Source organism: Limnothrix sp. HT2024, assembly GCF_059138625.1.
The window spans coordinates 1,161,866-1,177,603 of the sequence record NZ_CM181121.1; the positions used below are offsets into that span (position 1 = coordinate 1,161,866).

Here is a 15,738-nt window from a genome sequence, read left to right on the forward strand (position 1 = left end):
GTTCGCGCGATCGGGTCAAAATTTCAAAGCTCAAACGCAAAACCCAGCCCCGGTTCATCACTGAGGCTGGGTTTCGTGGTTTTGAACCGTGCTCTTTCGGTTGGATTAGCCCAGGAGCGCGAGAGTCGTTAGATCACGGAAGATCACGGAAATGGTTTAACGACTAGCGCGGTTGCCCGGTGCTGACCACACGCCGCGTCGGAATTGAGTATCGATCGCCGTAGCTGAGCACATGCAGGCGGAGGTGATGCAGACTAACGGGATCGTTGGCCCCCACCAAGGATTGATTGGTGTAGGTGATGTCGCCCGGGTCAATGATCGTGACCGTGCCTTTGCCGAGCACTTCGATCGAGCCGTCATCCTCAAAACAGGCGCAGGTGTCTTCATCAATGCCAATGCCCAGGCGATCAGGATGCAGGGACACAGCGCTCAAAAGCCGCGCCATCCGATTTCGGTTGTGGAAGTGCTGATCCACAATCACATGGGGCAGCACACCAAACCCCGTGGCCATATCCACCAGCGATCGATTGGGGGACTCACCCGAGCCACCGCCCGCGATCATGTGGTGACCCATCACTGCGGCCCCGGCACTGGTTCCGGCCAGGGAAATTTCCCGCCGCCGCACCCGCTCCAGAATGCTTTCCATCAGCCGCGTTTCCGCCAGCAGGCCACACAGCCGCAACTGATCGCCGCCGGTCATGAACACGCCCGTGCAACTGTAGACATATTCCAAATAGCTTTCGTTGGAACCTTGGTCGCGATCGCGCACATCGAGAATTTCGATCGACTCGGCTCCCATGCTCTCGAAAATCATGCGGTACTTGCTGCCAATCACCGATGGCTCCCGCGAAGCACTCGGAATGATGGCGATTCTGGCACCGGTTCCGCCCGATCGCTGAAAGAAGGCGTGCAGAATTTCACGACCGTGAATCTTGTCTTCTGCGCCGCCGATGACCATGACTGCGGCTTTTACGGCTTGGGGAACTGAACGATCCAACATTCGCGTGTGAGCTTGCACCATGGGCTTAAACGTGCGAGGGGGAGAGCAAAATTGAGGAGCCATGATCTCTTGCGTTGAGTGGTTGCAGATGGCATTGGCACTCAACCCTGCGCTTCACTCTGCGCTCAATTTTGACTGGATTGTCATTCTGCCGAATGACTGAAACAGGTAGACATTCGGGCAAGGATCGCGCGCAAGACCCAACTTAGGAGTAATTAGCGATCGCACAGATATTTAATCATCTTTCTATCCTGCAATCGGCAAAGATTTTGACCGACAGAATCGACCATGATGGCGATCGCGGGCCCTTCAATCGTTCGAGTGTTGTTCAACGGCTGATAAATTTCTATGAATTGGTTGGGTATCGGTCGGGGATTGAGTCAGTTTCTGAGTCAGACATTCAGTTAGACCTTGACTCGCTAGTCGGGCGGGCATTGCCCACCCCGATCTAGCTCCAATGGCATTCAACCTACATTTGGCGGACTTGCGGTTCCCCGTCCACAATTTCCCCAATCAGCACGCAGTCTGTGGTTCCCACAAACAGGCCGTTTTCCAGGACTCCGGGAATATTATTGAGGGCTTTTTCCAAGGTGGCGGGATCGTCAATGCCGTTAGGGAATTTCACATCCAGAACCAAGTTGCCCTGATCTGTAACCACGGGGCCGGCTTTTTTGACGGCCATCCGCAATTGCGGTTCACCACCCAGGGCTGCGATCGCCCGCTTCACCGGTTCCAAAGCCATAGGCAACACTTCCACGGGCAACAGGAAGGTGGTTCCCAGCCGATCGACCAATTTGCTGGCATCCACCACCACAATAAATTCCGCTGCCAAGCAGTCCACAATCTTTTCCCGGGTGTGGGCCGCGCCGCCGCCCTTGATCAGGTTCTTTTGCGGATCCACTTCGTCGGCCCCGTCGATCGCCACATCAATCCGATCCACATCGTTGGGCGTGGCCAAGGGAATGCCAAACTGTTTGGCCAACACTTCCGACTGGAACGACGTGGGCACGCCAATGATATCGGTGAGTTCACCGGACTTGAGCCGATCGCCCAAATATTCGATCGCAAAGGCCGCCGTTGAGCCGCTGCCCAACCCCACGACGGTTCCCGACTTGACGCGGGCCACGGCGGCGCGGGCCACTTGTTGTTTCATGATGGTTGCGGGATCGAGCTGGCTCATGGGTCAAACTCCTAGGAAGTTTTGAAAGATTGATCTGAGGGGGATCGGGTTATCCAAACCGGGTTCAATTAAACACCGGATAGCTGACCCGATCGCGAGTTCCGGCGGCCAAGATTGCAGCGGGATCCGGAAACCCAGGCCCTAAACCGCGACCTGGAGCAATTGTCATCAGCCAAATTCCATTGATTCAGATTCCATTAATCAAATCCAGGCGATCAAGTTCGGTCAGCCAGATTTAACCCACTAGATTTAAGCAGCCAGATGGTCAGCAGCCAGACGCGGGCAGATGCGAGGAGATCCATGCAAACAGGCGAAACCACAGCCCTCGAACAGGAAGAAACGATCGCAGCAATCACCCCCAAACCTGCGCCCCCGATCGCCTTGGAAATGCTGGCGACGGCGTTTGACCAGGCTTTGGCGGCGGCCGAGGCGGCTTGGCGACAGGGCCAGGCCCAAGGGGCGATCGAGCAAGCCCGACGGGCCATTCGGCTGGTTCCCGATCGGCCAGAACCTTACCGCTGGTTGGGCAATGGTTTACAGGGGCAAGGTCAGTGGGCCGCGGCCGATCGCGCCTATGGCTGGGCCTTGCACTATCGGCCCGATTGGGCAGAAGTTTGGGCCAATCGGGGCGCGATTGCCCTGCAACAACAGAATTGGGCAACGGCCACCACACACTATCAGCAAGCGATTCAGACCAATCCTGAGCTACCGGACTTGCATCTTTACCTAGCCCAAAGTCTTTGCCAGCAATGTCGGTGGCCGGAAGCGGCGGCGGCGATCGAGCAGGCCTTGCAACGCAACCCCGATCGCGCCCTGGCCCACCTGCTGCAAAGTTGGATTGCGCTCGATCGCGAAGCTGGGGACGATCCCGAGCTGGCCTATGCAGCGGTTCAGCGATCGTTGGCCTTGGATCCCCACTATCCCGGTGCTTGGTTCCAGTTAGGACGGGTTTGTTTTTATCGCCAAGAATTTCGGGAGGCGATCGCCGCCCACCAACGGGGGTTGGCCCTGGCTCCGCCGGATTCCGGTGTGCAGGCGCGGGCCCTGGGGGCGATCGGGAATTGCCATTTTGAGCTAGCGGAATTGGCCGCCGCCGCCGACTGCTACGAAGCCGCCCTCCGCCATCAACCCGATGAAGCGGATGTGCATTGGGGGCGGGCCAACCTTTGGTTACACCAAGGCGACTATGAGCGGGGCTTCGCGGAATTTGAATGGCGCTGGCCCAATGTTTTGCCCCGGCGGCCCTTCCAGCAACCGGCCTGGAATGGGGAGCCGATCGCAGGGCAAACGATCTTGGTCTATGCCCAGTGTGGGTTGGGCGATATTTTGCACTTTGCGCGATATTTGCCCCTGTTGGCGGCGCGGGGCGCGAGGGTGGTGGTGGAGTCACCAAAACCCACTGCTCGAATTTTGGCGGCCCTGCCAGGGGTGGATCACGTGGTGGTTCAAGGGGCGGCCCTGCCGGCCTTCGACTGGCAAATCTCCTTCCTGAGCCTGCCCAAGGCGTTCACGCCCAGCTTGGCGGCCATTCCCCGATCGATTCCTTACCTGTCAGCCCAGGCCACGGACTGGCGACCGGATCAGGAATTTACCTTTCGGCGCGATCGATTCCATGTGGGCATTGCCTGGGCCAGCGGCTACCAAGCCAATCGCGACGGCCGCCGGGACTATCACAATCGATCGATTCCCCTAGCCCAATTTGTGGAGCATCTGAATTGTCCAGAAGTGCAACTGCATGGTTTGCAAGTGGGGCCTGATGCCGGGGCGATCGCCCAGTTTCCGCAAGTCCAAGCCTGGCACGATCGACTCCGGGATTTTGCCGACACCGCCGCCCTCGCAGCCCAACTGGATTTGGTGATTTGTGTTGACACCTCTGTCACTCACCTGGCGGGCGGTTTGGGCTTGCCCACTTGGATCCTGTTGCCCCGAATGCCCAATTGGCGCTGGATGCTCGATCGCACCGATTGCCCTTGGTATCCCACGGCTCGGTTGTTTCGTCAGCCCCAGCCTCGGGATTGGGCCAGTGTTTGGCAGCAGGTGCGCCCTGCCCTGGCTCAGGCGATCGACCAATGGCAATCGGGACTAGCCCCCTTTGGGCCCCGTTCCTGAGTGAATTTCCTGGTGATTAGCCTCACGTCCTCCAGCCCCCAACCGGCAAGCCCGCTAGGCGCTAAGACAGGAACCAAGACAGGATTTGTCTGCGATCCGATCGGTATCTCCCGATCGGTCTGCTAAGTTCAAGAAAAGTACAATGCCAACGCCAGCGCACCCACCAGCGGGGCCCGGCGCTGGCGGTTTTGTTGTGACCAGTTTTGTTGTGACCATATTGTGACCATCGTTGCAGAAGGGTTTGGGGCCATGAGTATCAATCAGCGATCGCAGCCTATGCCGCTACGTCGGCTTTCCCATTCCCTATGGGGCCTGGGAGGAATGATCCTCCTCTCGATCGGCTCCATTGGCTGGGCGGCCAGTCCTGGCGCAGCACGGCAAATGCCCCCCGATGCAGGACGATTAGGCCCGGCGAACGAGTCGATCGAGCCGTTGCGCCCAACAGTTCCCGACCACCGGGCCCAAGGCAACAGTGATGAAGAGGTAAACGTGCGGGTTTATCGGACTGCCAGCCCTGCCGTTGTCTCGATCGAAACCAGCAGCAGCACCGGCAGCGGCAGCATCGTCAGCGCCGATGGACTGATTCTGACCAACGCCCATGTGGTGGATGATGCCGCCAGCCCCGTGACTGTGGTGTTGGCCGATGGTCAAAAATTTGAGGCGGATATTCTGGGATTTGCGGAAGGCAGCCTAGACCTCGCCATGCTGAAACTGCGGGGGGCGAGTGGGTTGCCGGTGGTGCCCATTGCGCCGCCCGGTTCCGTGGAAGTGGGGCAACGGGCCTTCGCGATCGGGAATCCCTTTGGCAAGTTCCAAAACACCTTCACCGTGGGCATTGTCAGCCGCCTGGACAACACTGAAGGGCTAATTCAAACCGACGCGGCCATCAACCCCGGCAACTCCGGCGGCCCACTCCTGAACAGCAAAGGGCAACTGATTGGGGTCAACACTTCGATCTATGTCGATCGCGACGGCGGTGGCAACATCGGCATTGGCTTCGCCATCTCCACCGATCGCGTGTTGGACTTCCTGGCCAAGGCACGATCGGGAGATTTGCGCCCCTCCATCCCCGTCACCACCCTGGCTCTCAATAATCAGCCCCTGGCCGGCGAATTGGCCGAGGGCGATCGGGTTTTGAGCCAAGACCAAACCCTTTACGACATCTACACCTTCACGGGCGAAGCGGGCAACCAAGTCACGATCGACCTGGCCAGCGGCGACTTCGATGCTTACCTGATCGTGCTCAATCCCGACGGAGAAGAGCTAGCCCAGGACGACGACAGCGGCGGCCAAACCAACGCTCGCATCACCGCCACCCTGCCCAGCAGCGGCCTGTACACCGTGTTTGTGAACACCGCCGCCACCAACCAACAAGGACGCTATACCCTACGGGCGCGATCGGGTGGCCCCGCCGCCACGAACCCCGGCACACAGCCCGGCACACAACCTGGTACACAGGCCGGCTCCCTCATCCTGCAAGATGCCGGTAGCCTGACCGCCAGTTCGCCCCGTCTGCAATCCGACAACAGCCCCTACCAGGAATATCGATTCAATGGGCGGGCCGGCCAACGAATTGAAATCCTGCTGGAGAGCAATGACTTTGATCCCTACCTGATGGTGGCGGATCCCCAGGATGAAAAACTGGCCGATGCCGACGACATCAGCGACACCAACACCAACGCGGCCCTCGTGGTGCAACTGCCCAGCACTGGCACTTACCGGATCATCGTCAATGCCTACGATCCCCAAGGACGAGGACGCTATCAGCTTACGGTGCGCGAGGTTAGCAACTAGGGAATCTTCCGTGAATTAACCAGCAACCAGCCCTTCTGAACAGCGAAATGCCCAGCGATCAACGGTTGTCCTTGATCGCTGGGCATTTTTGACTTTCAAGTTTTGGCTTTCGCGTTTTGCCGTTTGCCCTTGAATTTTGAGTCTTTAACCTTAAGTCTTGAACTTTGCTGGCAAGGTCGATCGCCCTGCTTATCGCAGCAAGCAACTGGTGAGCCAAAGGGTAATCAGCGTCACCACCGCCACCAACTGTTCCGTGCGCAGGCCAACCACAGGCGGAATCAGACCCGTGATCAACGAACCCACAATCAGACCGCCAATCAGTCCCAGCAGCGTCAACAACACCGCTCGGCCAAAACGCCGCTCCTTGCGATTGAGGAAAAACAAGCTGGCCCCTGCCCCGATCGCCAGTACCAATTGCAGCAGTGCCCCATCACCACCAGGATTCAACAACCCCAGCACCAACAGCACCGAAAACGTGCCGCCGGCCTGGATCCAATCGGTACGGGTGGGCTGATCGATCGACCCCGCTAACCAATTGGGCAGTTGCGGCGGTTGACTGGGTTGGGGAGCGGCCGGCGCGGGGCGATCGTCCTGTTCCGCAAACCGGATTCGATCGGGAACTTTAATTCGTCCCTCCTGCCGCAGCCGCAGCCGATCCATCAGCACTGCGTCATAGGCCATCTCAACCGCTTCCATCCGTTGGCGGTCTGTTTCATGTTCCTTGAGGAGCCGATTGCGCGCCGATTGAATCTCATCAAAAGACGCATCCTCGGTCACGCCAAGCTGTTCGTAGGGGTTCGGGTTGCTCATGCGTTGGGTGGGGCTAGTCTCTTGGCGGCGATCGAGTGAAACAGCGCCTTCGACGCTATCTGTTCAGTACTGTTTGAGTGATCACTGCATGATCGCGGCACTTGGCGATCGCCCTAATACCGTGAAAACACTATTTAAATCTAGTCTAAATTCTAAGCAACCGACACCTGAGCATTTCGGATTGGCAACAAGTCCTCATCATTGAGCCAGCCCCTGCCCCCCAAGCCTTGCGCCAGATCAGCCAAATCTACCAGATCTATCCGGATCTATAAGGATCGGCCCATTGTGCCAGACAAGCCGGATCCTTGCGCCAAAACCCTGCACCAGTCAGCCCCCAAGGGTTTGGGATGATCGCCCGTCAATTGCCCATCATCAGTTGGCCAAAAGCGAATCGCCACAACCGTTAGTGAAATAGTGCCGGTTTGATAGAATACGCGCAATAACATGCAGCCCACTGTCCAAAACTTTCCTAAACACTCCCCCGCAAGCAATCAAGCGCCCAAATGCGCTAGAAATGCGTTTGGTCACATCCGGTTGATCCCTGATCCCCGTAGAAAGGGTCAATAAACTGGCGTGCAACCTCAATTAGCCCTACAAATGATTTGGACAATCATCCTATTTGGACAAACTTGGACAAATTTTAGTTGGATCGTTGGACAACGATTTGCACCTGATTGAGTGAAAGGGGCACAATTGAGCAGCCCCTATTTATTTGGGTTCATCACAGCTACCCAAATCTCCACACCGCGATGACCGTCGCACCCCCAATGGCCCCATAATATTTCTCTGCCGATTATCTTGGCTTCAAAGCGATGACTGACACGCCTCCAAAGCTGCTGGTTGTGGATGACGATCCAGCGATCCGAAAGTTGATCCATCGCTTCTTAAGCAAGCAGCAATATCAAATGGAGTCGGCTCCTGACGGGAAGACGGCCTTAGCGCTCTTTGAAAAGTTTCAACCCGATCTGGTGATTTTGGATGTCAATCTACCGGATGCAACGGGGTACGAACTGTGTCGGGAAATGCAAGCCAAAACGGGTGTCTACGTTTTGATGCTCACCAGTCGTTCCGATGAAGCCGATAAAATTAAGGGGTTTCGCCAAGGGGCAGATGATTACCTGACCAAGCCCTTTAGCTTGATGGAATTAGGGGTGCGTGTTAGTGCCATTCTGAAGCGGGGTCGGGGCAATTCTCCACGTGATTTACCGCAACCTTCCCTTAATTTTGGCAGCTTAATCATCGATCCGGAACGCCACGAAGTCACCCTTGACGATCAATTAATTACCCTAACGGCCTTAGAGTTCAATATCTTGCATTTTTTGGCAAACCATCCAGGACGGGTCTGGAATCGCCAAGAACTTTTGCAAAGAGTTTGGGATTACGACTATGTGGGCGACCAACGGGTTGTTGATGTCCACATTGGTCAAATTCGCAAAAAGATGGAAAGTGCAGGCGCGAAAACCCAAATTATCCAAACGGTGCGCGGGGTTGGTTATCGATTTAATCCTCCCGATGCTGCACCACCGGCTCAATAGGGTGTTCTAAGAGGATGCCTGAGCAGTAACTTGGGGGATTGGTCAAGGGGCTAGTAACCGTCGGGGCAAGGGGCTTAAGCCCCTTGTCTACATCGATCCCTGGGGCGTACAGAGTAGCAATTTTGGCTTTTCAGACACCCTCTCAGAATGACCGAGGGCACTCAGAGGGAAATGTTGAGGCGGTCGATCGGGCGGTCGATCGGGACTGCAAAACCAAATCGTCAATGTTAAATCAGCGAAGTTGAATCAGCAAAGGTAGCCCGTTTTCTCGCCGTCAGCTCTGGCTTCTCAGCCATCCTTCGCGCAAGGCCTTGTGAAGCCTGGGGCGCGAATCCCGAGCATCATCATCGGGATACGGTAGTCTTGAATACAAGATCAGGCCAGGTGATCTCCTAAGCTAAGGGGAATTTTGGATAAATCAAATTGGCCTTTCTACTCCCCATGGGTGCATTCCAGACCGTTTAGCTAATGCCCTAACTCGGTAGTTTTCAGGCAACAGTCAATTGCACCAATTCTCAGGATCAATTTTTCAATCTTGAGGAAGTTTGATGAGGAGTAAATTTAGGAGTAAGTTCAGAGTGAACCAATAATTTCAAAAATGACTAACTTCAAAAATGATTAATTTAAGAGATGATTCAAAAATGCAGTCATTTCTCACTAATCTTTTTTGGTTTTAGTCGATTTTCAGAACGGCCTAGCGAATTAGCATTAGGCGATTTCTGTACTGGCCATCATTGCGTCACCTTTCATAATGGCAATCGAGAGAAAACCTAAATCGTTGGGTTTGTCATTCAGTTGTCCATGGCCCATTTTGTCGCCAAAGATGCATTTTTCGGGGCAGATTTAGCCGAAATTTCATCAAAAGTCCGTCATCAGGATGAGGTCATTAGGATGAAATGGGCCAGAAAGTTCTGAAGTTTCCCGAATCTGCAAAGTTCGATTGAGATATAGGAAATATGTAGTTGTCGAGAGAGCTGAGGCATCGTAATGCCGTCGCACCCCGAGATTACCTAGTTTTGCAGTGATGGTCATGCCATTGACCAATCAGCATCGCGTCTTCACCCCCTCTTGACCACATGAGACATCGCGTCTTTGAACTGCTACTGATTCTGAAGGCCACGAGGCTTTCTTCCATTGGTGCTCAGATGCTCTTGTGGACGATGCTGGGCATTTTGTCAACGCTGGGCATCATGACCGGGATTACTTACAACCTGCTGAAGGATCAGACTGTTGATGAGATTCAAAAAACCCTGAGGATTGAGGTGCAAGGCCTCGAAAGCGACCTGAAGCAGGTGGAAGAGTTTGCGGATGGATTCGGGGTTGCTGTCTATGAGGTCAGCCGACTGGGCCAGGATGAGGCGGCGATCGCCCAAAGTTGTGAACAGATCATTTTGGAATTTTTGAAAAATCGGCCGCCTCTGGTGGCGGGTTTGGGGTTGCAACAGGAACCGTTTGCCCTGCTCAAGAGCCGGCAGCAGTTCGATCCGTATTATTCGATCGTGCCGCAGCGGTTGGTAAACCGGGTTTCGGAGCTGGGACGATCGCAGCCCACGCCCAATAGCCCCCGATCCACGGTGTCGGAACCGAAAACCGCTTTTTCGGAGCCAAGCATGATTCATAAGCGATTGGCTCCGCCCTATGTGTTGATCCGCGATGGTATTCCCCCTTCAACGCCATCGCCCACGGCCACGCCTTCAACTCCCGATCGCTTGGCCCAACTCGATCGCGCTGAATCCTTGACGGAGCGGCTTACCCCTTCGGAAGCCCGCCTGGTGTCCCCCAAGGAGGCCAGTGCGGCGGAGCCACGGTGGCTCAAGCCTTACCGCTGGAATCAACAGGTGCTGGTGACGCTGCTGAGTCCGGTGCGCAGTCGCGATCGCCATAAGGTGGGATCCACGGTGGTGGATATTGACATCACCAACCTCAGTGAACGTTTGGCGCGGCCGGTGTTGGGACAGGACGGCTATTTCGTACTGCTGAGTTATGAGGGGGAACTGCTAGCCTATCCACCGGATCCGCAGCAGGCCACGGGCCTATCGAGCTACCAGAAAATTCCCTCCTTGGAACGAATTTGGCCCAAAATTCGCCAATCTCGGTTGGGCTTTCGGACAACTCCTGCTGAGTTTTTGGCCTATCGCCCGATCGCGGGAACGGACTGGATGATGGTGGCGGTGGTGCCGCGCCGCCGACTGTTTACCCCCATTTTCCAAACAGCCTTGGGAACCAGCTTGGTGGCCAGTCTGGTGCTGTTGGGCAGCATTTGGTTTTTTGTACATCGGTTGAATCAGCGCTTGAAGCCAATGATTGATGGCTGTCGGGAACTGGTTCACAGCAGCCAAATGGCGCTGCTCTCCAGCGGAATTACCAATGAAGAGGAAACATCGCCCCCGGCAAGGGGAATCCCCAGCAACCCCAAGGGGCCGGAGTCGGCGCGATCGCCCGAGCCGATCGCCCCTACGGTTCCCTTAGCCAGCGCAGCCCCACCCTTTCCCGGCGCTGGAGCGGGCGCGGTGGGGGCGATCGAACCTTCCGCAGCCTTAGCAACCAAGTCTGCCATTGCGATTGATCCCACCCTGGGACTCGATGAAATTGATCTTTTGCAAGATGCGTTCCAAGCCATGTATCGGCAATTGGAAACCTCGCTTAGCTCTTTGCAAAATACCCTGAATCAACTGAAAGATACCCAACTTCAGGTGATTCAAAGCGAAAAAATGGCAGCGGTTGGGCAAATGTTGGCAGGGGTAGCCCACGAAATTAATAATCCCATTAGCTTTATTTCCGGCAATGTGGAACACCTGGGCCACTATGTTCAGGATTTGGGCCGCATTATTCGCAGCTATCAACATTACTTTCCCGAAGTGCCAGAAGAGTTGCAAGAGGTTTTAGAGGAAGTTGATCCTGATTTTCTGTTAGATGATTTGACCCAAATGGTGCGATCGATGCGGTTGGGATCCGAGCGTGTACGAGATATCGTGCGATCGCTCCGATCCTTCTCGCGAGCCAATGACAACGATTTTCAGGTCACCAATATCCATGAAGGACTCGACAGCACCCTAATTATTTTGAACCATCGAATTAAAGCATCGAGTGAGCGCCCTGAAATTCAGGTGTTGCGAGAATATGCGGATTTGCCCTTGGTGGAATGCTGCTTAGGCCCCCTGAATCAGGTGTTCATGAACCTTTTGAGCAATGCGATCGACGCGATCGAAGAATCTCAATTGGGTTGGACGTTTGATGAAATTCGGGAAAACCCTGGCATTATTCGGATTCAAACACGCCTCTGTGAAGGACGACTGATTCGGATCACGATCGCTGATAACGGCAGTGGCATTCCTGAACATTTGCAGGGGCAGGTCTTCAATTCTTTTGTGACTTCAAAACCCGTGGGCAAGGGTACAGGTTTGGGGCTTTCAATTAGTCACCAAGTCATTCATCAAACCCATCGAGGTCGGCTCTGGTTTGATTCGCAAGTGGGGCGTGGTACCGCGTTTCATATCGAAATTCCGATTCATCAAGACATTCCCAGCCAAGCCCTCTCGCAAACTGTGGCCGCCGTGAGTTAGAGCTAACTGCCAGTGGGAAATACTGCCTCACGATTTACCGCCTTGCAGCACGGTCTATCACTACTTTGATATGCCGGGCAAAAGTTTGCGGATGCCGTGCAGCTTGTGTGTGGTGAGACTGTGCGCGTGGAGGTCATCAGCCGAATCGGTAAAGCGTTTGAGACGCTGCCCAAACGGTGGATTGTCGAGCGGACGTTGGGCTGGCTGAACCGATTTCGGCGATTGAGCAAGGACTATGCGCTGTATTCAGAGACGAGTGAAGGAATAATCTATAGCTGCTTAATGCATTTGATGGTGAGAAGATTGGCTGCTTTAGATGATTAGTAGTTGCTCTATAGATCAGCTCTAAAGCATATAAGTTAAAGCAAGGTTAAATCTGTACCTAGCACTATATTAAGCGCTTTAGGGTTGCTACATCACCGAGAGAGAGCTTTATAATAGCCATGTGCCTGCAATGGAAGACAAAAAGGGATTGTCTCTCAATCAATATCTCCAGAAACAAGCACTAAACTAGACAGAGGAACTCAGAGTTACTCTGAAATTAGCCACAGTCTTGCATGATCTCCACCAGTAACGAATCGATCGTAAAGACACTGGGAAGTCTTAAGGTAGTCATGTTAAGCACTAGTTATTTAGCAGATCAATTGTGCAGTTTGCCATAAGCTCAGAAAACAAGGCTATGATCAAGCCAAATTTTTACCGCTCGGCAAAATTCACAAGGTGATATTCGCTTTTCATGGGTTTACCCTCATTCTTTAAAAAAGTTTATATACTGATAGTTATAATTCTTACGCCGAAATTGTTAATAGCCTTTGACAGAAGCACTCTTGATAACGCTCTGAGCATCAGATTAAAGATGACGGACTATTATAATTAAAATTCATTTCATTATTACACAACATCATTTACTTGAAACTTGCAAAGCATTTTCCTATGTTAACCAACCAATCTTCAAAAGTGGAAGTTCCTAAAACAGCCAGAGTTCAACATCGTCGATCTATCCCTTTGAGGTTGATCCTTGTTGCTCCCTTCGTCATCCAAATCTTTACTGCTGTAGGTTTGACTAGTTATCTCTCAATCCAGAATGGTCAAAAAGCTGTTAATGATGTTGCAAGCAAGCTACGAAATGAAGTAACAAATCGAATCCAAGATCATCTTCGATCTTTTATTGCTACTCCTATTTTGATCAATCAGATTAACGTTGATAGTGCTCGGCTTGAACAAATTAATTTTCAAGATTTATTATCTTTAGAGCGTCATTTTTGGCAACAAGCTCAACGCTTTGATAGTGCAACAATCATTGCCCACGGAAATCAAGAAGGTAAGTATGTATGGGCGGGCAAGCAGTTTTCCTTAAATGGAACTTCCAATGTTTTAGTCGGTAGCGTAGATAATGTAGCAAGAGGAAATTCTACCTATGAAATTGATGCTCAAGGAAATCGTCAAAAGCTAGTTTCGATAACTCCAAATTTTGATGCTCGAACTCGCCCTTGGTATAAAACAGCACTAAAGGAAAATAAACTGGCTTGGGCAGATATTTTCGTGTGGCAGTTGCCTCCCCATGACATTGCCCTTCCTGCGGTGCAACCAATCTATGATGATCGAAATAAGTTTATTGGCGCGCTGCGGGTTGATGTTAGCCTTCTGCGCCTAAGCCAGTTTCTTCAGGAGTTAAAAATCAGTCCTTCGGGGCAGGTTTTTATTATGGAACGTAGTGGCTTAATAGTTGCTAGTTCTACCAAAGAAAGACCTTTCTTATTTGACAAAAACCAAAAACCAAAAAGATTAAAAGCGACTAACAGTCAAATACCTCTAATTCAAGCTACAGCTAAGTATTTAAATAGTTCCTTCTCTTCATTTCAGGAAATTTCTACGATCCAAGAGTCCAATTTTTCTTTTAATAGAGAGCAACAATTTATTCAAGTCACCCCTTTTCAAGATGGACGAGGGCTAGATTGGTTAATTGTCGTTATTGTCCCCGAAGCAGATTTTATGGGGCAGATTAATGAAAATACCCGTATCACTATCTTCCTATGTCTTCTGGCTCTGGCAATCGCTGTCACCTCTGGTATTTACACATCCCGTTGGATTCTTCGTCCCATTGATCGCTTAAACCAAGCTTCTCAAGAAATTAGTAAAGGCAACCTTCATCAACGAATTCAATTGGAGAATATTCAAGAACTTAACAAATTGGGGCAAACTTTCAATGCCATGAGTCATCAACTTCAATCGGCTTTTAGCTCTCTGGAAAATGCGAACGCAGAACTCGAACAGCGAGTGGCAGAACGAACTAAAGAATTACAAATAGCTAAACAATTAGCTGATAACGCCAATCAGGCTAAAAGTGAATTTCTTGCTAACATGAGTCATGAGCTGCGGACTCCCCTTAATGGTATTCTCGGCTATGCTCAAATTTTAGGTCGCTCCAAGGCTATTCCTGAAAAGGAGCGCCACGGAGTTAATATTATTCATCAGTGTGGCTCTCATTTACTCACCCTAATTAATGACATTTTAGATATCTCTAAAATTGAAGCTCGTAAATTGGAACTTGCTCCCAAAGCTGTGCATTTACCTGCTCTTCTTCAAGGGGTGGTAGAAATTTCTCAAATTCGGGCGCAACAGAAAAATATTAGCTTTCACTACGAACCTGATGTCAACTTACCCAACGGGGTAATTGTTGATGAAAAGCGTCTTCGTCAAGTATTAATTAATTTATTGAGCAATGCCATTAAATTTACCGATCGAGGTGGGATCACTTTTCGAGTTAATTATCAGCTAACGACTAAAGAACTTGCTCATTTACGCTTTGCTGTCATTGATACAGGGGTAGGTATTGCGACAGCGGATGTGCAAAAACTCTTCCGAGCTTTTGAGCAGGTGGGAGATAAAAGCCGACAGTCGGAAGGTACGGGGCTAGGGCTTGCTATTAGTCAGCAAATTGTTCAACTTATGGGAGGAGAAATTCAGGTAAATAGTCAGCTAGGAGTTGGCAGTGAATTTTTCTTTGAAGTAGCTCTACCTTTACATGATGATTGGATACGATTTCAGAGCAGGGGGGAAAATATTACTGGCTATGAAGGAGATAGGAAGCGTATTCTGATCGTAGATGACTGTTGGGAAAATCGGTCGGTAATTGTTAATCTTTTGGAGCCTCTGGGATTTATTGTTGCTGAAGCGGAGCATGGTCAAGATGGCTTAGAAAAGATGCGACAGCTATATCCAGACCTTGTAATTACTGATCTAGCGATGCCCGTGATGGATGGCTTTGCCATGCTAAAGCAAGTACGACAAGCGGAAGACTTGAAACACTTGAAACTTATCGTATCCTCAGCTTCCGTCTCCCAAGCAGATCAGCAAATGAGTATTGATGCAGGCGGGGATGACTTTTTAGCGAAACCTGTGCATAGTCAAGAGTTATTTGATATTCTCACCAAATATCTAGAATTAACTTGGAATAATAGTCAAAAGGAAGAAGAAGTCGCTAAAGAAGCTAGCCCAACATCTTCTAAGCTTCCTTTCTTTGAGACTCCAGATATTAAGGATTTACAATTACTTTTAGAGTTAGTTCAAGAAGGACGTTTCAAAAAATTAACTCAATTGACAACCAAAATTGCTGAGCAAGAGCAGCGATATCAACCATTTGTTAACCATATTAATCATTTAGCTAAACAATTTCAATCAGAGAAGATAGAAGTATTTATTCAACAACTAATTCAGCAGTCTCTCAACTCCAAAGATAGCTCCTAA

Annotated in this window: 8 protein-coding genes and 1 pseudogene; 6 read left to right on the forward strand and 3 right to left on the reverse strand. The window is 51.7% G+C overall.

What is annotated here, in order from left to right; genetic code table 11:
• Positions 1–163: 163 nt before the first annotated feature.
• The gene (locus tag AC2IAX_RS04690; RefSeq protein WP_494390278.1) at positions 164–1,021 is read right to left on the reverse strand and encodes a cyanophycinase; all 858 of its coding nucleotides are present in this window, start codon (positions 1,019–1,021) and stop codon (positions 164–166) included.
• Between the two features lie 448 nt (positions 1,022–1,469).
• The gene (rpiA, locus tag AC2IAX_RS04695; protein WP_494389549.1) at positions 1,470–2,180 is read right to left on the reverse strand and encodes a ribose-5-phosphate isomerase RpiA; all 711 of its coding nucleotides are present in this window, start codon (positions 2,178–2,180) and stop codon (positions 1,470–1,472) included.
• Between the two features lie 300 nt (positions 2,181–2,480).
• Between rpiA and AC2IAX_RS04700 the strand changes: the two genes are divergently transcribed.
• The gene (locus AC2IAX_RS04700; protein ID WP_494389550.1) at positions 2,481–4,289 is read left to right on the forward strand and encodes a tetratricopeptide repeat protein; all 1,809 of its coding nucleotides are present in this window, start codon (positions 2,481–2,483) and stop codon (positions 4,287–4,289) included.
• 219 nt (positions 4,290–4,508) lie between these two features.
• On the forward strand, positions 4,509–6,083 hold the full coding sequence (locus tag AC2IAX_RS04705; RefSeq protein WP_494389551.1) for a trypsin-like peptidase domain-containing protein: 1,575 nt from the start codon (positions 4,509–4,511) through the stop codon (positions 6,081–6,083).
• Positions 6,084–6,272: 189 nt separating this feature from the next.
• Here AC2IAX_RS04705 and AC2IAX_RS04710 read toward each other — a convergent pair whose 3' ends face one another.
• Positions 6,273–6,893: a CPP1-like family protein gene (locus AC2IAX_RS04710; RefSeq protein WP_494389552.1), complete on the reverse strand. Its 621-nt coding sequence runs from the start codon at positions 6,891–6,893 to the stop codon at positions 6,273–6,275.
• Positions 6,894–7,705: 812 nt separating this feature from the next.
• Here AC2IAX_RS04710 and AC2IAX_RS04715 point away from each other — a divergent pair.
• The 4 genes and pseudogenes from AC2IAX_RS04715 (at position 7,706) to AC2IAX_RS04730 (ending at position 15,738) form a co-directional block, all read left to right on the forward strand.
• Positions 7,706–8,428, forward strand: coding sequence for a response regulator transcription factor (locus tag AC2IAX_RS04715; RefSeq protein ID WP_190355924.1), 723 nt, complete (start codon positions 7,706–7,708; stop codon positions 8,426–8,428).
• A gap of 1,145 nt (positions 8,429–9,573) precedes the next feature.
• Positions 9,574–11,991 (forward strand): ATP-binding protein, encoded by a 2,418-nt coding sequence (locus AC2IAX_RS04720; RefSeq protein WP_494389553.1) that lies wholly within the window; start codon positions 9,574–9,576, stop codon positions 11,989–11,991.
• A gap of 69 nt (positions 11,992–12,060) precedes the next feature.
• Positions 12,061–12,315: pseudogene (locus tag AC2IAX_RS04725) on the forward strand (transposase); the annotation flags it as partial.
• Positions 12,316–12,924: 609 nt separating this feature from the next.
• Positions 12,925–15,738 (forward strand): hybrid sensor histidine kinase/response regulator, encoded by a 2,814-nt coding sequence (locus AC2IAX_RS04730; protein WP_494389554.1) that lies wholly within the window; start codon positions 12,925–12,927, stop codon positions 15,736–15,738.

Bases quoted from the DNA above. Each gene is read 5' to 3' on its own strand.
- AC2IAX_RS04730 (WP_494389554.1), top strand. From the start codon at position 12,925: ATGTTAACCAACCAATCTTCAAAAGTGGAAGTTCCTAAAACAGCCAGA.
- AC2IAX_RS04700 (WP_494389550.1), top strand. From the start codon at position 2,481: ATGCAAACAGGCGAAACCACAGCCCTCGAACAGGAAGAAACGATCGCA.
- AC2IAX_RS04720 (WP_494389553.1), top strand. From the start codon at position 9,574: ATGCTCTTGTGGACGATGCTGGGCATTTTGTCAACGCTGGGCATCATG.
- AC2IAX_RS04690 (WP_494390278.1), bottom strand. From the start codon at position 1,021: ATGGTGCAAGCTCACACGCGAATGTTGGATCGTTCAGTTCCCCAAGCC.
- AC2IAX_RS04715 (WP_190355924.1), top strand. From the start codon at position 7,706: ATGACTGACACGCCTCCAAAGCTGCTGGTTGTGGATGACGATCCAGCG.
- rpiA (WP_494389549.1), bottom strand. From the start codon at position 2,180: ATGAGCCAGCTCGATCCCGCAACCATCATGAAACAACAAGTGGCCCGC.
- AC2IAX_RS04710 (WP_494389552.1), bottom strand. From the start codon at position 6,893: ATGAGCAACCCGAACCCCTACGAACAGCTTGGCGTGACCGAGGATGCG.